We start from the raw sequence: 19,832 nt of genomic DNA, 5'->3' as shown, positions 1-19,832 counted from the left end.
TGCAATGGATTGTGGTTAAAACCGTACAATAATTCGAATAAAATTTTTTTTATCGTTTTTAGTCGAAATAATTAATAAAATCTCACTTATGTATTTAATATATTAATACATTAACAAAAATTTAGCAAAATAATTAATTAAAAACCAAAACTTTAAGTATGAAAAAAACAATTACTTTATCGTTTTTAAGTTTGTTTTTTGTGGTTTTCTCGTATGCACAACAACGCGAATGTGCTACTATGGAAAATCTAGAGTACAGAAAACAACAAGATCCTAAACTTGAGCAAAGAATGGCTCAAATTGAAGCATTTACACAAACCAAAATTGAGCAAATGCAAAACAATTCTAATAGAGTAGATGGAAGCATCATTACATTGCCAGTAGTAGTACATGTTTTGTATCGAAATTCTACCGAGAATATTAGTGTTGCACAAATTCAATCTCAGTTAGATGTTTTAAATGAAGATTTTAGAAGAACAAATCCAGATGCAGATAACACTTGGTCACAAGCTGCAGATACCGAGATTCAATTCTGTCTAGTAACTGTAGATCCTAACGGAAATGCTACAACTGGTATTACCAGAAAACAAGTAACTAGACAAGATTGGGGAACAAGTGATGATATGAAACGTTCTTCTACTGGCGGAGTAGATCCTTGGGACACAAGTCAATATCTTAATATGTGGATTGTTCCAAGAATGACAAGTGGAGGAAGTACTATATTAGGATACGCTCAATTTCCAGGTGGTAATGCTGCAACAGATGGTGTTGTAATGGCATATAACTATTTTGGTCGTGTAGGTAGCGTTTCTGCACCTTTTGATGGTGGTAGAACAACAACACATGAGGTTGGTCATTACTTAAATTTAAGACACATTTGGGGAGATGCTAATTGTGGTAACGATTTTGTAAGTGACACACCAACGCACCAAACCGCTAATTATGGTTGTCCAACTGGACAAACGTCTTGTGGATCTACAGATATGCCACAAAACTACATGGATTACTCAGACGATTCTTGTATGAACTTATTCACGCAAGGTCAAAAAAACCGTATGCGTGCTGTTTTAGAAGCTGGCGGAGTAAGAAGAAGCCTTGCCTTATCAGATAAATGTGGTGCAGCGCCTCAACCAACATGTAACGATGGTGTACAAAATGGAGACGAAACTGGTGTAGATTGTGGCGGATCTTGCGCGCCTTGTCAAACAGGTCCACAATATTGTGCATCACAAGGAAATAATGTTAATGACGAATATATTTCTAGAGTACAATTAGCAAGTATAGATAATGCTTCTGGAGCTCAAACGTATTCAGATTTTACAAGTATTTCTACAGACTTATCTAAAGGTTCTGGTTACACGGTAACAGTAACTCCAACTTGGACAGGAACTACTTATGCAGAAGGGTATTCTGTATGGATTGATTATAACCAAGATGGTGATTTTACAGATTCTGGAGAGCAAGTTTGGACAAATGCAGCAACACAAACTTCACCAGTTAGCGGAAGTTTTTCAGTACCAGCTTCAGCTACTAACGGAGCAACAAGAATGAGAGTTTCTATGAAATATAACGGAATACCAACATCTTGTGAGGCATTCTCTTATGGTGAAGTTGAAGATTATACGGTTAATATTATAACAGGAACACCAGATACAACGCCACCAGTAATTACATTAACTGGAGCATCTACAATTAATTTAGAAGTTGGAGACACTTATACAGAATTAGGTGCAACTGCTACAGATAATCAAGATGGAGATATTTCTTCGAGCATTGTTATAACAGGAACTGTAAATACTAACGCAGCCGGAACATACACAAGATTTTATAACGTAAGTGATTCAGCAGGAAACGCTGCTTCACAAGTAACAAGAACAGTAATTGTTACACAACCAACAACAGGATCTTGTTCTGGTGGTATTAGTGCATTCCCTTATTCTGAAAGTTTTGAAAATACTTTAGGTGCTTGGACGCAATCAACATCAGATGACTTTAACTGGACTGTTGATGCCAACGGAACGCCTTCAAGCAACACTGGACCATCTAGCGCAAGTGCTGGAACATATTATGTGTATATGGAGTCTTCTTCACCAAATTACTCGACAAAAAGAGCAATTTTAAACTCACCTTGTTTTGATTTAAGTGCAGAATCTCAAGCAACTTTTAGTTTTGATTATCATATGTACGGTGCAACTTCTATGGGAAGTTTAGCGTTACAAGCAAGTGATAATAACGGTGCAAGTTGGACTAACGTTTGGAACCAATCGGGTAACCAAGGTAATTCTTGGCAAACTGCTACTGTAGATTTAAGTGCTTATGTTGGTGGCACTGTTCAATTGCGTTTTAATGGTGTAACTGGCACAACTTGGCAAGGTGATATGGCGGTAGATGCTATTAACCTATCTACTTCTGGTGGCGGTAATGCAGGTTGTTCTAATGTAACATTATCAATTACTTTTGATAACTATCCAGAAGAAACCGCTTGGACATTAACCAATAATTCTGGTCAAACAGTTGCGTCTGGCGGTACTTACGGTTCGCAAGCAGATGGATCTACTTTAAATATTCCTATTGGATGTTTAGATGATGGTTGTTATAACTTTACGATTACAGATGCTTACGGAGATGGTATTTGCTGTTCATACGGAAATGGTTCGTATACCTTAACAAACACAGATACTGGTGCTACATTAGCTTCTGGTGGATCGTTTACTAGTAGTGAAACTACAAACTTCTGTTTAACAAATAATGCTAAGTCATTTACTAGTACTGTAACATCTTCAAGCCAATCTAACAACCAATTTTTGGTATACCCAAATCCAGTTAAACAATCTTTAAATATCGAACTAATTGGTTTTGAAGCTCAGACTTACGAAATTAAAAACATGTTAGGTCAAACGGTATTAAAAGGTAAGTTTACATCTAATATTGATGTGGCTAAGTTTGATGCTGGTGTTTATATTTTACAAGTAAACATTGGTGAAAAATCTAAAATCAAACGATTTATAAAAGAATAATCCCTTAACTAATCAACCAACCATTAAACTATAAAATCCAGAGTGAAAGCTCTGGATTTTTAATTTTCAGTTACCTCAAATGTGGTTTAGACTTAAAAGAATTAGGTCTCGACTGCGCTCGACCTGACAATGCGCTCGACCTGACAACTTTAATTTTGAATAAAGATTTTAAACATGAAGAATTTCGTCTTCTTCTAATAAATTATCACCTCTTAAACGCAATAATATTTGCGCTACAGCAATAGTGTCTTTTTCGCAATAGGTAATAATTCTGTCTATATTATTTTCTTCATAATACACTCTAAATACTTCGCTACCATCAATATCATCTTTTGGTGAAGGTATGCCTAAAACATTAGTTAATAATTTAAGAGAAGTAAAGGTTTTATAGTCGCCAAACTTCCATAATTCTAAAGTATCAAGATGAGGTACTTCCCAAGGTTTTTTACCAAAAAGGTTAAGTTTATATGGTAATTCCATATTGTTTATAATCATTCGCCTTGCAATGTACGGGAAGTCAAATTCCTTACCATTATGTGCACATAGTAAATGTTTTGCATGACTAAAATGTGTAGTAAGTAGGTTTTTAAAATCTTGTAAAAGTTGTTGTTCTTCACCATAAAAAGAGGTTGTTCTAAACACTCTTGTATCACCATGAATTTTAAAATATCCAACCGAAATACATATAATTTTACCAAACTCTGCCCAAATACCTGCGCGTTCATAAAATTCTTCTGCGGTAAAATCGTCTTTACGTTGGTATTGCGATTTGTGTTCCCAAAGTGCTTGTTTAGTAGCATCTAAATCAGAAAAATGCTGCGTTTCTGGAACGGTTTCAATATCTAAAAATAATATGTGTTCTAGATTGAGTTTGTTAATCATTCTCCAACATTTTATAAGCTTCTTCAATGTAAATTGAAATATCTGGTGTAAAAGTAGCTACAGCGTCACCAGGTCCTTTGCTATGTCCAAGTCTTACAATAATTACGTTGTCTTCTGGCTCAACAATAACATATTGTCCTAAATGACCACGCATCATAAAAAAGGATTTGTCTCCTGCGTTTTTTAACCACCAACCGTAACCGTATTCTGGACTTTCTTTAAATCTTGGTGTTATCGATTTTGCAATAAATGCCGAATCTAACACTTGTTTTCCGTTCCATTTACCATGATCTTTGTATAGTTTTCCTAAACGTGCAAAATCTTTAGCATTACTTGCAATACAACAATAGGCTTTTACCAAATCGTGTTCTTCGCTGTCTAATTGCCAAAGGGTTTGGTTTTCGCTACCTAAAGGCTTCCAAAAACTTTCTTCTAAATAGTCATATAGTTTTTTTCCTGTTGCTTTTTCTATAGCCATTGCTAACATTTGTGTGTCACCACTTGCATATTTAAAGGCTTGTCCTGGAGTATTTACCACTTTTAAGCCATTCATTACTTTGGCTAAATCATCGTCAAAATAAGCACGTGTTGTGATGGAAAATGGCGAATAATAAGCTTCGTCCCAATTGGTTCCGGAACTCATTGAAGATAAGTCTCCAACCGTCATTTTTGCTGCTTTACCATCGCAAAATGCAGGTAAAAAATCGCAAACAGGTTGATCTAAACTTTTTATATGACCTTGCATTATAGCTTTACCCAACATTGCAGATACGTAGCTTTTTGCCATAGAAAAGGAGTTTGATTTTGAGTTTTCATTATAACCATCATAATATTTTTCAAACCAAATACTATCATTTTTAATAATTACATAAGCAACTGTACCAAGATCTTTATTGGTGGTTTCTAACTTATTTGTTGGCTTTACCCTATTGTAATTTTTATGATTTTTCCATGGTTGAGGTTGGCTAATATCTATTGTTGCATTATCAAATTTTTTATAATCGTCCAAAAATGCTGTAGTATAACCTCTAAGGTAAATTGTTCTTACCGCTTTTATTAAATAGTCTGTATCTGTTATGTAAAGGGTTGCGATTATTAGGGCAAAAAGTATGATTAGTACTTTAAAAGTTTTTTTAATCAATCTCATTTTTAAGTTAGTTTATGGTAATTAAATATAATGAAATTATGGCTAGTTTTCTTTTTTTGCGTTTCTTGACGCTATTTTTTCTTTATAAAACGTCTTTGTAGCTATGTAAAGTGTTTTATCAAATTCGGCAATTGTTTCTCCTTTATCGTTCACTAATTGCATGGTCTTTATAATATCTACTTGAGGCGTTTGTTCTAGTTGAGATTTTAAATCAAGGATTTCATTTTTATCAAAAATAAATTCGCCATAAATGGTCCCTTTTCCTGGTCGTTTATATCGTGCAGTAACAGCCTTATCCCAAACAACGTAATCGTTACCAAGTATTTGAATTAGTTGAATCATATAAATTGGATCTGTTGCTGCAAGCATGCTTCCTCCAAATATAGAACCAGCATAATTTCGGTTTTTCCAATTTAAAGACATTTTGATTTTTACGTAATGTAAATTATCACTTACAGAAATTATTTTTGCTGTAGTACGTCTATACATTGGCGACCAATTAAAACCATATTTGTAAATGGTTGAAGGTTTTAAAAAACGGGTTAAAATCTGTGTCGCTGTTTTATACATTAAAATAAAGTTTGTTGTTTGTATGGACTTTCATGCTCTAACAACCATTGTTTGCGGTGCAATCCGCCAGCATAACCTGTTAAACTTCCATCACTGCCAATAACGCGATGACACGGAATAACAATCCATAGCGGATTTTTACCATTGGCGTTTGCAACAGCTCTAATAGCTTTTACATCGCCTAATTGTTGTGATAATTTAAGGTAAGTTGTTGTTGTACCGAAAGGTATAGTTTGCAAAGCGTCCCAAACTTTTTGTTGAAAATCTGTGCCTTGCGGATTTAATTTTAAACTGAAGGTTTGTCGTTTACCCTCAAAATACTCGTTAAGTTGATAAACACAGTCTTGTAAGACTTCTGGAATGATATCGGTTAGTTTTTCTTGAGATTCCCACTTTCGTGGGAATGACAAACTATCGGTTTCGCCTTCATTAGTTTCGGCGAGTTCATTATTATTTAATACCGAAATAGACATTATACCATCTACATCACCTTCGATTTTAGTGACTCCTAAAGGCGAATTGATGTAGCAGGTTTCCATTAATTTTCGTTTTCTATAATTCCTAGTTTTTTAGCACGTGCTTCCCAACTTTTTCTTGCTAAATGTTGAAGATCAGAAACGTTATCACTTTCGTCCATAATTTCAAGTCCTAAAAGCGTTTCTATAACGTCTTCCATAGTTACCAAACCACTAACACTTCCGTATTCGTCAACAACTAAAGCCATGTGGTTTCTGGTTTCTACTAATTTTTCAAAAAGTGTTGGTATTGGTAAATTTCTTTCTACAATAATAATATCTCTTCTTAAATCTGCTAGCTTTTTTGTACCATTACCTAAAGCCATTTCCTTGAAGATTTCGTCTTTTAAAACTAATCCTTTAATGTTGTCTTCTGCATCGGTATAAATAGGAATTCTTGAAAAACGAAGGTTTAGGTTTTTATTAAAAAAGTCTTCTACAGATGTGGCATCGCTTTCGGTTTTCATAACGGTTCTTGGCGTCATGACATCTTTAGCCATTACATCTTTAAAGGTTAAAAGATTTTTTATGATTTTACTTTCGTTTTCTTGAAATACACCTTCTTCGTGAGCCATATCTGTCATTGCATGAAAATCTTCACGACTTAGTACGCTTCCATGATGACCTTTACCGCCAATTAACTTTGTGGTAAGTTGTAAGATCCATAATATTCCTGTCCATTTAAGCGGAAATATTAATATATGAAGTGCTTTTGTAGTAAAGTTAGCTAGCTTTTTCCAATACGTTGCGCCTATGGTTTTTGGAATAATCTCTGAAGCTACTAATATTAAAACCGTCATAATTGATGATACTACACCAACCATAACATCTTCTGTAAATTTAATGCCTAAAAACGATTTTATTTCAGAACCAAAAAGTTCTGCATATGCAGCTTTTGCTTGTACACCAACCAATATGGCACCAACTGTGTGAGCAATAGTATTTAAAGTTAAAATAGCTATTAATGGACGATCTACATCTTTTTTTAAAGCCTCTAAATCTTCTGCATAAAGCTTACCTTCTTGTTTTTTAACATTAATAAATGTTGGTGTGATACTAAGTAAAACAGCTTCTAAAATAGAGCATAAAAACGAAAAGAAAATCGATACAAACGCGTAAAAAAGGAGTAATCCCATAGGTTGTTTTTGGTTTTAGTTTGTGCTAAGTTACGATAATAATTTTACAACATCTTTAGCAATCCTTCGACTGCGCTCAGGATGACTAGCTATGTTTATTTTTTATTTAAATAGTTAACTATGATTAATAATCTTAACGACATCTTTAGCAAAATAAGAGGCAATAATGTCTGCGCCAGCACGTTTTATTGCTGTAACTTGCTCTAGCATTACTGCGTCATGATCTAGCCAACCTTTTTCGGCAGCAGCTTTAAGCATGGCATACTCACCAGAGACTTGATAAACTGCTACAGGAACATCAACTTCGTTTTTAATCTCACGTACAATATCTAGGTAGCATAATCCTGGTTTTACCATAACAATATCTGCACCTTCGTCTATATCCATTTCGGTTTCTCTTATGGCTTCAAAACGGTTTGCATAATCCATTTGGTAGGTTTTTTTGTCTTTTGGTACATCAACCATATCTACTGGAGCAGAGTCTAACGCATCACGAAATGGTCCATAAAATGCAGATGCATATTTAGCAGAATAACTCATAATACCTGTGTTGATAAAACCTTCGTCTTCTAATGCTTCACGAATGGTTAAAATACGTCCATCCATCATATCGCTTGGCGCTACAAAATCGGCACCTGCTTCTGCATGAGAGACGCTCATTTCTGCTAAAACTTCAGCAGTATCATCATTAATAATTTGTCCGTTGTCTACAATACCATCATGACCGTAAGACGAAAATGGATCTAAAGCCACATCTGTCATTACTAACATGTTTGGACAGGCATTTTTTACCGTTTTAATGGCGCGTTGCATTAGTCCATCTGGATTTAAAGCTTCTGTTCCTTTATTATCTTTTAAGTTATCAGGTACTTTTACAAATAGTAATACCGACTTTAAGCCTAACTTCCATAGTTCTTTGACTTCATTTTCTAATAAATCTAAACTGTAGCGATAATAGTTTGGCATAGATGCAATTTCTTCTTTTACGCCTTTACCTTCTACCACAAAAAGTGGTACTAAAAAATCGTTTGGAGATATAATGGTTTCTCTAACTAAGCTTCTTATAGCCTCGTTAGTTCTTAGTCTTCTGTTTCTTCTTAAAGGATACATGTAATTGTGTTTTTTAAGTATTTACTTAAATGATTTATTTTGCAAAACCTAGATAATACCAATGGTTATTTTCTTTTACAAATTTAGAATTTTCATGGATAACATCTGGTTTTCCGTTTTCAAAAAAGAATGCGTTAAATTTTACTGTATCTACAGTACTTTCTAATACTTCTAATTTTATCCACTGAACAGATTTTGCCCATTTTTCGATATTTTTCTTGTCTTTTGTAGGTCTTGTACTTTTATGATGTGTTTGCATTAGATAATCACCATTTGCTAATACAAAAGCAGAATATCTTGAACGCATTAATTGTTCAGCAGTTTCTGTTTTACCTCCATTTTTATGAAAGATTTCGCAGCACTCTTTATAGGATTTTTGTGATCCGCAATAGCAATCCATAAGTTATACCCAGTTTTTAGGGTTTTTTAATACGTCTAACAATTTAGCTTCGTCACTACCGTCTTCTGGATTATGATCGTAAACCCATTGTACATGTGGTGGAAGACTCATTAAAATACTTTCTATACGTCCGTTAGTTTTTAAACCAAACAATGTGCCTTTATCATGTACTAAATTGAATTCTACATAACGACCACGACGTATTTCTTGCCAATCGCGTTGTGCTTTTGTGTATGGTAAATCTTTACGTTTTTCAACTATAGGAAGATAGGCTTCAAGGAAACTATCGCCAACTTCGGTTACAAAATCGTACCAGTTTTCCATGCTCATTTCTTCTGTTGCTTTGCAATAGTCAAAAAATAATCCGCCAATACCTCGTGCTTCGTTACGATGTGTGTTATGAAAATACTCGTCACAACGTGCTTTGTATTTTGGATAAAATTCTGGATTGTGTTTATCGCAAGCGGTTTTACACACTTGATGGAAATGTGAAGCATCTTCCTCAAAAAGGTAATAAGGCGTTAAATCTTGTCCGCCACCAAACCATTGGTCTACAATATTTCCATCTTGGTCATACATTTCAAAATAGCGCCAATTGGCATGTACCGTTGGCACCATTGGACTTTTCGGGTGAATAACAAGACTTAAACCGCATGCAAAAAAATCGGCATCTTCTACACCAAAATACTTTTGCATACTATCTGGTAATTTACCGTGTACACCAGAAATATTTACACCGCCTTTTTCAAACACATTTCCGTTTTGGATCACGCGTGTACGTCCGCCGCCACCTTCTGATCTAACCCAAATATCTTCTTCAAATTTGGCTTTTCCGTCTATAGCCTCTAAGCCAGCAGTAATTGTGTTTTGTAAGTCTTGTATGTATTGGTAAAATTTATGTTTCATTATGTAATTCATATAATTCCATATCTAATGGCTTTTCGCCATTTGGAGTAAATTCGTTTTTTAAAGTTTTAATCCATTTAAAATTAGTATTCTTAGCGACTTTTACGCTTCCAATATTATCTTTATGAACTATAATTTGTAAGGTGTTTAATTGTAATTGGGTAAATGCAAATTCGCTTAAACATTTAACCGCTTTAGAGGTAATGTTTTTTCCTTCAAAAGGATAACCAATGCAGTATGCATATTCCCCTTGTTTTGTGTTCCAATTTAGCTCTTTTATATAGATTATACCTGCTAATTCTCTTGACTCAGATTGTTTTATTGTAAATAGAAATTCTTCTTTATTATAAAACTGTTTTACCTTTTTATCTACGAATAATTGAGATAAGGTTGGAGTTAAATTTTGAGCTAATGTTTTAGGAAAATAGCGTTTTAGTCTATCTTGATTTGCTACAATAAAATCACATAATTTCCAAGCGTCACCGTTATGGATTGGATTGATTTCAAAGTTGTCAAATCTTAAATTCATTTTAATGGCTTAATTTTTCGGCATTAATCACTTGTACCGTTTTTAAAGACGCAGCAGTAACCGACAAAGGTAATACGAGTATGATACCAAAAATAGGGATTAAAAGTAGTAACATAAAAACAATACCATTACCTATTGCAATACCACGATAACGTCTAACAAAACTTATACTTTCGTTATACTTAAAATGTCTTTCTAAGGTGTAATCCATATTACCAAAACCAGCGTAATAGGCTTGTGTTAAAAATAGTAATATACTTGATATTATGCCTATTACAGGAATAAAACTAATTAATAATATTGGTAGGGTTAGTAATAATTCTCTAGTTAAATTTCTAAGGTTTATTTTGATACCTCTTGATAATTGTTCTGAAAACGATGTATTACGATGTTGATGTTGTTGAATGCCTGTTAAATGTGCTTCAATTTTTTCTGATACAGGACTCATAAAAGGTGCAGAAAGCGCCATAATAATATGCTTGTAAAGTATTAAGCCCAAAGCAACAACTACAAAACCACCAATAAAAGATGAAATGGTTGTAAAGGTCTCTTTTCCCCAATCCCAAAACCAAACTTTAGCGATAAAATTACCAATATTATCTGATAATCCGTAAGCCGAAACACCAATAACTAAAGCTGTTACAAAGCTAATGATGATGGGAACGAAAAAATATTTCCAGAGTTTTAATTTTGAAATTAAGCCGAAAGCTCCTGTATAACCTTGTAACCCTTGTAGTATGTTTTTTATCATAACTTTAGTTTAAAAGTTGTGCTTTGACTACGCTCTGCTTGACACGTTAGCGATTGAGGCTTTGTTGAAGCTCTTTTATTTGCTACTAAAAGCAAATAAAAAGCGACTGCCGAAAGCGCGACCTACTTTTTTACATCTATTAGTTTAAATTTATGACTAGTTGTTACTAAAAAAGTAGGTAACGCCTTAAAAATTTTAAGCTTTATAGTTTTTTACAGCATCTATAAATGCTTTTGCGTTTTCTAAAGGTATGTCTGGTAAAATACCATGACCTAAATTAACGATGTATTTATCTTTTCCAAATTGGTTAATCATATCTGTCACCATAGTTTTAATTTTTTCTGGTGAAGAATATAATCGTGTTGGATCAAAATTACCTTGTAAAGTAATGTTTCCGCCAGTTAAATAACGTGCATTTTTAGGAGAACACGTCCAGTCTACACCTAAAGCAGATGCACCAGATTTTGCCATAACGTCCAACGCAAACCAGCAACCTTTACCAAATGCAATTACAGGAGCATCATCTTTTAAAGCATCTATAATTTGTTGAATGTATTTCCATGAAAATTCTTGATAATCTTCAGGAGAAAGCATTCCGCCCCAAGAATCAAACACTTGCACAGCGTTGCAACCTGCTTTTACTTTTTCTTTTAAGTAGGCAATGGTTGTATCTGTTATTTTTTGAAGCATTTGATGCGCTGCAACTGGATTTGTAAAACAGAATTTTTTGGCTTTATCAAAGTTTTTGCTGCCTTGTCCTTGTACGCAGTAGCATAAAATTGTCCATGGTGAACCTGCAAAACCTATTAACGGAATCTCATCATTAAGTTTTTCTTTGGTTGCTTTTATGGCTTGATATACGTAGTCTAATGCTTCTGTAACGTCTGGTACAATTACATTGTCTACATCTTGTTGTGTGCGTATTGGATTTGGTAAATAGGGACCAAAATTAGGTTTCATTTGTACCTCAATATTCATAGCTTGAGGAATCACTAAAATATCACTAAATAAAATAGCTGCATCCATACCGTAACGACGTATAGGTTGTACGGTAATTTCGCTTGCTAATTCTGGTGTTTGACAACGTGTAAAGAAATCGTATTTGGCTTTAATTTCCATAAATTCTGGAAGGTAACGACCTGCTTGACGCATCATCCAAACTGGTGGACGTTCTACGGTTTCTCCTTTTAATGCTCTTAAAAATAAATCGTTCTTAATCATATTTTTGTCATTCCTGCGAAAGCAGGAACCTATTTAATTTATATTTCTTTTTATGCATTCCTGCATATACAGGAATGACAGCTATCTTAATTTAATTATTAAGATTCCTGCTTTTGCAGGAAGTAATCATTTACTAGTTCTATAACGCTTTCTACAGTTGGTACTTTGGCAATACGTACATCTTTAAAATGTTTACTTGCTTCTTTTGCTGTAGTTTCGCCAATACAAAATGCAATACCATTAGCAACGTTTTCTTTTTTATAACTCTGTACTGTTGAAGGACTGTAAAACATTACGCCTTCTACAGATTCTGGTATTTTTAAGCTATCGTATTTTGTTTGATAGGCTTCAATTTCGTTTACCTTAATATTGTTGTTTTCTAAAATGCTTGGTAAATCGTCTAAGCGTAAGTTGCTACAGAAATAAGTTACTTCTGTACCTTCCATATATTCAACTAAATAATTGGCTAGTTTTTTTGCGTTTTTTTCGCTTTGCTTAACCTTTCCAATGCGTTTTTCTATTAGTTTTTTAGTACGTCTTCCAACGCAATAGATGTTTTTAAATTGAAGCTCGATAGGAGAGAAGCTTGTTAATAAGGCTTCGACTGCATTTTTGCTAGTAATAACTACGTTTTCAATCTTGTTTTTTACAAATCTTGGATGAATACGGTTTAGGCTTATTTTTATAAAATCGTTACTTTCTGCTGTAACTTTTTCATTAAATAATAATCGTTGATCTTCTGTAAACGATTTGGTTGAGTAAATATTTACTTCTTTATCTTCGTTTTTTAGTTGATCCATTAATCGTTTTCCGCCACGATCTATTATGTAATTGGCAGCCCAAACAGCTAGATCATGATGCTCTCCTAATGGTTTACTTCTTTTTACTTCAACTTTTTTTGTTCCGTCTTTGCTTAATAAAACGCCATGAAAGTGAATTTCGTCATCTTTTATGTAAGCATTTCCACCAATTGGAGCAGTGCAACCACCTTCTAAAGTATTTAAAAACTTACGCTCTATGGATGTACAAATTTCGGTTTCTTCGTGATTAATTTCCGATAGTATATCTAATAATTCTTGATCTTCCTCTAAACCAGCAACCATAATAGCGCCTTGCGCTGGTGCCGGTACCATCCAATCTAAGTTTACAGCGTTTTCTGGTCTAATGTTAAGTCTGCCTATTCCTGCTGCTGCAAAAATTGCTCCGTCCCAATCGTTATCTTCAAGCTTTTGTAAGCGCGTATTAACATTACCTCTTAAATCTACTACATTATGTGTAGGATAACGGTTTAACCATTGTGCACGTCTACGTAAGCTACCTGTTGCAATGGTTCCTTTTTTTGAAGCTAAAAATTCTTCATTTTTTTTGAATACCAATGTGTCACGAATATTACCGCGTTTTAATACTGCAGCTTGTACGATACCTTTGGGTAATACAGTAGGAACATCTTTTAAAGAGTGTACTGCAATGTCTACATCGTTATTAAGCATTGCAATATCTAAAGTTCTGGTAAAAATCCCGGTAATACCAAGCTCGTAAAGTGGTTTGTCTAAAACGATGTCTCCTGTAGATTTTACAGGTACTAATATGGTTTTATGACCTTTTTCTTCTAATAATTTTTGGACAACTTTGGCTTGGTATAATGCTAACTCGCTATCACGAGTTCCTATTCTAATTGTTTTAGACATTTGTTGTGGTGTTTTCTAATTGAAACACTTTTTTTATAAGTTCTAGACTATCGTCTGTAGATGTTAAATTATCTTTTAAGTGATGCGCAAAGTGATTTGTAATCTTTTGTATAATATTGTTGCTAATCAATTCGGCTTGTTCTTCATTAAAATTAGCTATTTTTTTGCGTTGTGTATCTAACTCGGCTGCTTTAAAATCTAATAATTTATGTTTTAAAGCTTTAATTGTTGGCGCAAATTTTCTTGTAGCTATCCAAGCATCAAAATCACTTTTTATGGTTTCGATAATAGCCTCGGCTAAAGGTATGTGTTGTTTTCTGCGTTCTAATGTTTCGTCAGTGATTTGTGATAAATGATCTAAGTGTACTAATTTTACTTGATCTAATTCAGTTACATTATTATCTACATTTTTTGGTATAGATAAATCTAAAATTAATAACTCTTTTTTAGACTGAATTAAGTGTTTATCAACTGTTGGGTTTTGTGCGCCTGTAGCTACAATTAAGATATCTGCTTTATTAATTTCTTCTTGAAGGTTTGCATAATCTTTTACTATTAGATTGAATTTTCCTGCAATAGCTTCGGCTTTATCTTTTGTACGGTTAATTAAAGTGATGTGCGAATTTTTAGAGTGTTTTACTAAATTTTCACACGTATTACGACCAATTTTTCCTGTTCCGAATAAAAGAATGTTTTTATCTGAAACGTTTTCAACTGTATTAAGAATATATTGCACAGAAGCAAAAGACACACTTGTTGCACCTGTAGAAATATCGGTTTCTGTCTTTATGCGTTTGCTAGCTTGTATTACCGAGTTAAGTAATCGTTCTAAAAACGGATTTAAAAGATTATATTCTTTAGAGGCTAGCGCACTTTTTTTAAGTTGTCCTATAATTTCAAAGTCACCTAAAATTTGACTGTCTAAACCAGAGCCAACTTTAAATAAATGCGATACAGCATCGTTACCTTTATAGATGTAAGCATATTTTTGAAACTCTTCTATATTACCTTTAGAATTGTCACAAAGCAACTGGATTAATTGGTAAGGATGTTGCGCAAAACCGTAAATTTCGGTTCTGTTACAGGTAGATGTTACAATTAAGCTTTCTACACCATTAGCTTTAGCTTGCTGTAATAGTGCAGTTTTAGAGTTGTCATCTAAACTAAAATGACCTCTAATTTCTGCATCTGCTTTTTTGTAACTTAAACCTAAGGCATAAAAATATGTGCCTAATGTTTTTTGATATTGCTCCATGTTTACCTGACTGGGACTTTTAGGATTACAAATTTATGCAGGAAGACTAGTAAAAAATAACGCTGAAAGAACTTTTAATATCGATTAGCGTTTTTTAGCCGCGTTTTTTTAAAAACAATGACAAAAGTCATATTTTTGTAGTAAAAGCAATGGTTTTGAACGTTTTTGTTTAGAATCATTCTAAATAAAATTGTATTTATGTCACTTTCAACCTCTAATAAAAATGTCGCTAAAGGTTCTTTTGAAGAAACGCAAGTAGACGATCACGTTTTTGTGTTATCTTATCAAAATGAATCTACTGAAAATCAAGTCATTGAACGCTACATTGATAGCAGTTATATTCAATTTCATTTCTGTTTAAAAGGTGAAAGTACCTTTGTTTTTAATAATGGTAATTACCGTTTGGATATTAAAGAAGAAAGCTCTTTACTTTTATATAATCCAGAACGCGATTTACCCATTCATTTAGAGGTTAATCCTAATTGTTGGTTGGTGACGTTGATAATTTCAATAGAAAAATTTCATAGTTTATTTTCTCAAGAAGCCAATTATGTAACGTTTTTAAGTGAAGATAATCGCGATAAAAAATATTATAAAGACGGAAAAATTTCGCCATCTATGGCTATTACTTTAAATCAAATTGTGAATTATAATTTGAATTCGTCTATTAAGAATCTATATTTTAAAGGAAAGGCTTACGAGCTTTTAAGCTTGTATTTTAATAGGGCAGAAGATGCAGATACAGAACAATGTCCGTTTTTAGTAGATGAAACCAATGTGGCAAAAATAAAGCGCGCAAAAGATATTATTATCGCGAAAATGTCAGAGCCACCAACGCTACAAGAATTATCTGAAGACATTGGATTGCCACTTAAAAAACTTAAAGAAGGATTTAAACAAATTTATGGCGATTCTGTATTTAGTTTTTTATTTGATTACAAAATGGAAGTTGCGCGTAAGTTACTAGAAAGTGGTGCGCATAATGTTAACGAAGTTGGTTTAAAAGTTGGCTATAGTACTGCTAGTCATTTTATAGCAGCGTTTAAGAAAAAATACGGTATTACTCCAAAAAAATACATTCAATCTAAGTGAAAAAAGGATGCAAAATTGCATCCTTTTTTTTAGTAACCGCTACTTTTTAATCGTTTTCTGTTTTTATGTATTACAAGGTCTAATACATCTTGAATAAGATCTTTGTTTTCTTTATTTTGGTCTATATAATCTCCACTATAACCAGATTTATAGTAGACTTTAGTTTGTAATCTGTCTGGATGTTTTGGTTTTAAAAATGCAGCATAATAAAATCGCTTGTCTTCTCTTTTATCTCGTTTTTTTACTAACATGTAAAAATAGATGTCTCCGTTTTGATCGTCGTCTGTGGTGAATTCTTTTTTTCCTAAAAAGTGAATTGAATCTCTGTCTTTTTGAATGGTTTTGTTTTCAAAAAGATAAGATTTTGCAAACATCTCTTGAGTGATTTGAGATTTTAAGTATGGCTTGTATAATTTATGTTTATACATTTTTTCTACTAAAGTAGATTGGTTTTTAAATTCGTTTATGGTCTTCTCTTTTAACTTTTCTGGTATTGTTTCGTTTGCTTGCTCTAAAAATACGTAGTATGTTGTTAAGGCGTTATTGTTTTCTGTATCTAATAACTTGTCAAAAAATGTTTTAGTGTTTTGTTCTTTTCTGTAAGGAAATAATAATTTTATGTATTCTGGTAGCAAAGATGTGTGCGATCTGTAACTGTAATTGTTTTTAGTACTTAGACTTCGTTTAATTTCTATTTTCCCGTCGGTAAGTATTTGTTTTTTATATTTTTTATAAAGTTTTGTTTTGACAATACTGCTGTCTTTTAAGCGTGTTAATAGCTTGTAAATTGGTGCTTTATATTCTTCTATTGTTGTGTATTGTAACACATCTGGAAATAGAGATTTTTTAAGTTGTAATGAATCTTTATAAGAGTAAAACATATAATTTACACTATTATCTAACGGTAAATCTTTACTTAATAATTCTAAAAACTGATCGTAAGATTTTTTTGTTTTACTTTTTATTAGCGACTTTAATATTGTAGTCTGGATATCTGGATTGGAGTAAGAGTCTATATATAATTGCTTTAAAAATGCATTTGTTCTAGAATCTTCTAATGTGCTTAATTGCTCTATTAAATAGGTTTTAATGTCCTTCTTGTTATCCGGAAAATCAAAGTTTTTAATTATATCTATTATTGTACTTGCGTTAGATTTACTAAATTTAATTTTAGAGTCTGCTTTAAGTATAATACTATCGTTATTTTTTAATGCTTCAAAGTATATATTTGTTTTATCGGTAAATACCGATTTTCCTAACAAGGTATCTAATGGATCAAATGTATCATAAAACGTTGTTATAAATTTAGATGGTCCAGAAATAGTATCTGTTAATGTTTTTAGTTGAAATAATGCACCTTTCTTTAAAATGTTTTTTACTAAGATTTCTTTTGCACTAAAGGAGTCTTTTATGGAATATTCGTAATAATATTTGTCGTCCTTTTTATATTTTTTTGGCTTTACAATATTATAAGGTTTAAAGCTATTGGAATAGTCGTCTATATCTTCATGTGTTTTATATTCTTCTGTAATTTCATTCCATAAGCTGTCTATGTTTTTATACATCTGTAGATCATGAAATTTTGTTTTTGTGATGTCAATCTGTTCGTTAGCTTTAGAAAAATACGTTGTATTTGTACGTTTTTGTTCGTAGTCTTTTTTCTTTGATCCGTAATTATAATAATCGCTTTGTGTTGGCGCTTTTGTGTTTGTAATTACTTGAAAATGTAGCGATGTATCTATCACTTTTTTAAAGCCTTCGTGTTTGGTTTTTAAAAATGAAAACGAATTAAAATAAGTAGTTGCATGTTCAGGTGATTTACCTACAAAGCCTAATAGATAATAACTACCATCTTTTACTATACTTTTTAGGTGTATATGTTGTTTGTCTATAGTATCTTTTTTTGCTTCTCCTTGATAACTATAGTAATTGTTGAAATTTTTAAATTGGCCAGAAGTATTTTCTAATTCTAAATCTTTAAAAAAATTAGTTACAATAAATTTAGCTTCAAATTTATCTTCCTCTATGTAATACGTGTCATTAAAAGCAGCTTCTTTTAAAAAATAATAACCATTATTTGTAAGTCCTTGTATTAATTTTTGACCTGCATTTTCTAAGTTTTCTGTTACATAAAATTCCGGAAATACAACACTATATTTATTAAATGGTGATGTGAATTTTTTAGTTGAATTACTTGGTGTTTTAAAGGAGATTGAATTGAAAATTTCGGCTTCTTTGTTTAATACATATTCCTTTTGTCCAGCTAGCTTAATAATTATTATTTCTAAAGGAGTTTTGTAAATATGATATTTTTGATAATCACCTTTTTTAGTTTTGTTTAATACACTAATGCCAGGATAAGGTTGGTTAAGCTGTTCCTTTTTAATAATGTCACCTGGAATATCTTCAAAAAGAAAATCGTTTAAACGTTCTAGTGTAATGTCTTTTTCGTTTGGTAAAAATTCAAATGTGTTATATCTGTTAATGGTAAGGTAAGCACCATTAGTCATATCTGGAGATATGTAATATTTTTGTGTGCCATAAGCAAATTCATATAAAGGTGTAAATGTATTTAAGGTTAAAAAATGATCTGGCGTACTATTTAAACTAGTTGGTTGAGGTATCATTTTATCTTCTAATGCCTCTTTTTTATGTTTTCCTGTTAATGATTGTAAAGAAGTTAGCGCTTTTACTTTATAACCTTTATCTTTTAATAATTGTAGCATGCCTTTTTTTCCGGGTAAATGGGCAGCGCCAACACCTGCAAACATAGATTGGTATTTCATAATACTGTCCATGACTTTAACCATATTTGAGTTTCTTGTATAAAGCATATTTTGTCTAAAAAACTCTGTATTAGACGCAGCACCAATAGAGTCTAAAAGGTTTAAATTTCTGTCTCTATAAGTGTTTTCTTGAAGTAAATACGGACTTTCTTTTTCATATAATTTTTGCAGCCAAGGATCTATTTTAGGTTTTCTAGCATTATGTTGTGCTTTTGTTACTAGATATCTAGATTCTTCTAGGTCTTCCAAGCTGTGAATGGGTTTGTTTTGTTTTTTTCCTGCTTGATAGATAAACATATCTAGATAAGTTTCTTCTTCAAAATTATCTGAAGCACCATCTTTACGGTATAAATACCCGTTAATCATTCTATTATTAGACCTAATACTACCTCTAATATCTAGCTCTTTAGGATGATTTAGATTAAACATGTAAGAATAAAAATTCTTGTCATAATCCCCATAGGTATAGTTTTGAGGCGTTAATATTAACGATTCATAATTGTAAGGTAACCAAGTAGAAGGATCAGATTCTAGAGCAATACTTTCGGTATTTTCTAAAGCCTCAAAAAAGATATCATCTAACCTAAAAGCAACTTTTTTGCTAACATGCATGGTGCCATATATGTAAGAAGGTTTGGTTAGATTATTTCCTGTAATTTCCCATAATAAACTTTGATTGTCTTGTTGAGCAAAAGATGATAGCGAAATTGTACAAAGTAGTACAACAATGATTTTTTTCATAAAAAACTGAATATCTATACAGTAAATATATTAAACTAAATTATAACTAAAAGATTTTACTTATCTAATGATAGACTTTTAGTATA

16 protein-coding genes are annotated in these 19,832 nt (G+C 32.5%); 2 read left to right on the top strand and 14 right to left on the bottom strand.

The features are described from left to right. The first annotated feature begins 158 nt into the window (after positions 1-158). Positions 159-3,017, top strand: a complete 2,859-nt coding sequence (locus IFB02_RS13950; protein WP_223878874.1) for a GEVED domain-containing protein — start codon at positions 159-161, stop codon at positions 3,015-3,017. A 168-nt stretch (positions 3,018-3,185) separates the two neighbouring features. On the opposite strand, the gene IFB02_RS05120 is transcribed toward IFB02_RS13950, so the two are convergent. The 13 genes from IFB02_RS05120 to hemA form a co-directional block, all read right to left on the bottom strand. Further along, entirely contained in the window at positions 3,186-3,899 is a 714-nt protein-coding gene (locus tag IFB02_RS05120; protein ID WP_106687992.1) for a 3'-5' exonuclease, read from the bottom strand. Then, positions 3,892-5,046, bottom strand: a complete 1,155-nt coding sequence (locus IFB02_RS05115) for a serine hydrolase domain-containing protein (protein WP_191073093.1) — start codon at positions 5,044-5,046, stop codon at positions 3,892-3,894. The genes IFB02_RS05120 and IFB02_RS05115 overlap by 8 nt, the downstream gene beginning before the upstream one ends. A gap of 42 nt (positions 5,047-5,088) precedes the next feature. Further along, on the bottom strand, positions 5,089-5,616 hold the full coding sequence (locus IFB02_RS05110; RefSeq protein ID WP_106687990.1) for a DUF4442 domain-containing protein: 528 nt from the start codon (positions 5,614-5,616) through the stop codon (positions 5,089-5,091). Then, positions 5,616-6,155 (bottom strand): methylated-DNA--[protein]-cysteine S-methyltransferase, encoded by a 540-nt coding sequence (locus IFB02_RS05105; protein WP_106687989.1) that lies wholly within the window; start codon positions 6,153-6,155, stop codon positions 5,616-5,618. Before IFB02_RS05105 ends, IFB02_RS05110 begins: the two co-directional genes overlap by 1 nt. Beyond that, positions 6,155-7,267 (bottom strand): CNNM domain-containing protein, encoded by a 1,113-nt coding sequence (locus tag IFB02_RS05100; RefSeq protein ID WP_106687988.1) that lies wholly within the window; start codon positions 7,265-7,267, stop codon positions 6,155-6,157. The genes IFB02_RS05105 and IFB02_RS05100 overlap by 1 nt, the downstream gene beginning before the upstream one ends. 114 nt (positions 7,268-7,381) lie before the next feature. Beyond that, the gene (gene hemB / locus IFB02_RS05095; protein WP_106687987.1) at positions 7,382-8,377 is read right to left on the bottom strand and encodes a porphobilinogen synthase; all 996 of its coding nucleotides are present in this window, start codon (positions 8,375-8,377) and stop codon (positions 7,382-7,384) included. 34 nt (positions 8,378-8,411) lie between these two features. Next, positions 8,412-8,777 (bottom strand): YchJ family protein, encoded by a 366-nt coding sequence (locus IFB02_RS05090; RefSeq protein ID WP_106687986.1) that lies wholly within the window; start codon positions 8,775-8,777, stop codon positions 8,412-8,414. Between the two features lie 3 nt (positions 8,778-8,780). Then, positions 8,781-9,683, bottom strand: a complete 903-nt coding sequence (gene hemF, locus IFB02_RS05085) for an oxygen-dependent coproporphyrinogen oxidase (RefSeq protein ID WP_106688174.1) — start codon at positions 9,681-9,683, stop codon at positions 8,781-8,783. Then, positions 9,673-10,212, bottom strand: coding sequence for a GNAT family N-acetyltransferase (locus tag IFB02_RS05080; RefSeq protein WP_106687985.1), 540 nt, complete (start codon positions 10,210-10,212; stop codon positions 9,673-9,675). The genes hemF and IFB02_RS05080 overlap by 11 nt, the downstream gene beginning before the upstream one ends. A 1-nt stretch (position 10,213) precedes the next feature. Beyond that, positions 10,214-10,963 (bottom strand): EI24 domain-containing protein, encoded by a 750-nt coding sequence (locus IFB02_RS05075; protein WP_106687984.1) that lies wholly within the window; start codon positions 10,961-10,963, stop codon positions 10,214-10,216. 195 nt (positions 10,964-11,158) lie between these two features. Then, complete coding sequence (gene hemE, locus IFB02_RS05070; protein WP_106687983.1) at positions 11,159-12,184, bottom strand: uroporphyrinogen decarboxylase; 1,026 nt, start codon at positions 12,182-12,184, stop codon at positions 11,159-11,161. 98 nt (positions 12,185-12,282) lie between these two features. After that, positions 12,283-13,872: a hydroxymethylbilane synthase gene (hemC, locus tag IFB02_RS05065; protein WP_106687982.1), complete on the bottom strand. Its 1,590-nt coding sequence runs from the start codon at positions 13,870-13,872 to the stop codon at positions 12,283-12,285. Next, positions 13,865-15,127 (bottom strand): glutamyl-tRNA reductase, encoded by a 1,263-nt coding sequence (gene hemA / locus IFB02_RS05060; RefSeq protein WP_106687981.1) that lies wholly within the window; start codon positions 15,125-15,127, stop codon positions 13,865-13,867. Before hemA ends, hemC begins: the two co-directional genes overlap by 8 nt. A gap of 198 nt (positions 15,128-15,325) precedes the next feature. Between hemA and IFB02_RS05055 the strand changes: the two genes are divergently transcribed. Next, positions 15,326-16,219, top strand: a complete 894-nt coding sequence (locus IFB02_RS05055) for an AraC family transcriptional regulator (RefSeq protein WP_106687980.1) — start codon at positions 15,326-15,328, stop codon at positions 16,217-16,219. Positions 16,220-16,248: 29 nt separating this feature from the next. Here the strand turns inward: IFB02_RS05055 and IFB02_RS05050 are convergent, their stop codons facing one another. Further along, positions 16,249-19,746, bottom strand: a complete 3,498-nt coding sequence (locus IFB02_RS05050; RefSeq protein WP_191073092.1) for a TraB/GumN family protein — start codon at positions 19,744-19,746, stop codon at positions 16,249-16,251. Between the last annotated feature and the right edge of the window lie 86 nt (positions 19,747-19,832).

Source organism: Mesoflavibacter profundi (assembly GCF_014764305.1).
In the GTDB taxonomy this organism is placed as follows: Bacteria; Bacteroidota; Bacteroidia; order Flavobacteriales; family Flavobacteriaceae; genus Mesoflavibacter; species Mesoflavibacter profundi.
This window is presented reverse-complemented; position numbering and strand designations above follow the sequence as displayed.

Excerpts from the sequence above, each read along its gene's own strand:
- IFB02_RS13950 (WP_223878874.1), top strand. The coding sequence starts at position 159 with ATGAAAAAAACAATTACTTTATCGTTTTTAAGTTTGTTTTTTGTGGTT.
- IFB02_RS05120 (WP_106687992.1), bottom strand. The coding sequence starts at position 3,899 with ATGATTAACAAACTCAATCTAGAACACATATTATTTTTAGATATTGAA.
- IFB02_RS05115 (WP_191073093.1), bottom strand. The coding sequence starts at position 5,046 with ATGAGATTGATTAAAAAAACTTTTAAAGTACTAATCATACTTTTTGCC.
- IFB02_RS05110 (WP_106687990.1), bottom strand. The coding sequence starts at position 5,616 with ATGTATAAAACAGCGACACAGATTTTAACCCGTTTTTTAAAACCTTCA.
- IFB02_RS05105 (WP_106687989.1), bottom strand. The coding sequence starts at position 6,155 with ATGGAAACCTGCTACATCAATTCGCCTTTAGGAGTCACTAAAATCGAA.
- IFB02_RS05100 (WP_106687988.1), bottom strand. The coding sequence starts at position 7,267 with ATGGGATTACTCCTTTTTTACGCGTTTGTATCGATTTTCTTTTCGTTT.
- hemB (WP_106687987.1), bottom strand. The coding sequence starts at position 8,377 with ATGTATCCTTTAAGAAGAAACAGAAGACTAAGAACTAACGAGGCTATA.
- IFB02_RS05090 (WP_106687986.1), bottom strand. The coding sequence starts at position 8,777 with ATGGATTGCTATTGCGGATCACAAAAATCCTATAAAGAGTGCTGCGAA.
- hemF (WP_106688174.1), bottom strand. The coding sequence starts at position 9,683 with ATGAAACATAAATTTTACCAATACATACAAGACTTACAAAACACAATT.
- IFB02_RS05080 (WP_106687985.1), bottom strand. The coding sequence starts at position 10,212 with ATGAATTTAAGATTTGACAACTTTGAAATCAATCCAATCCATAACGGT.
- IFB02_RS05075 (WP_106687984.1), bottom strand. The coding sequence starts at position 10,963 with ATGATAAAAAACATACTACAAGGGTTACAAGGTTATACAGGAGCTTTC.
- hemE (WP_106687983.1), bottom strand. The coding sequence starts at position 12,184 with ATGATTAAGAACGATTTATTTTTAAGAGCATTAAAAGGAGAAACCGTA.
- hemC (WP_106687982.1), bottom strand. The coding sequence starts at position 13,872 with ATGTCTAAAACAATTAGAATAGGAACTCGTGATAGCGAGTTAGCATTA.
- hemA (WP_106687981.1), bottom strand. The coding sequence starts at position 15,127 with ATGGAGCAATATCAAAAAACATTAGGCACATATTTTTATGCCTTAGGT.
- IFB02_RS05055 (WP_106687980.1), top strand. The coding sequence starts at position 15,326 with ATGTCACTTTCAACCTCTAATAAAAATGTCGCTAAAGGTTCTTTTGAA.
- IFB02_RS05050 (WP_191073092.1), bottom strand. The coding sequence starts at position 19,746 with ATGAAAAAAATCATTGTTGTACTACTTTGTACAATTTCGCTATCATCT.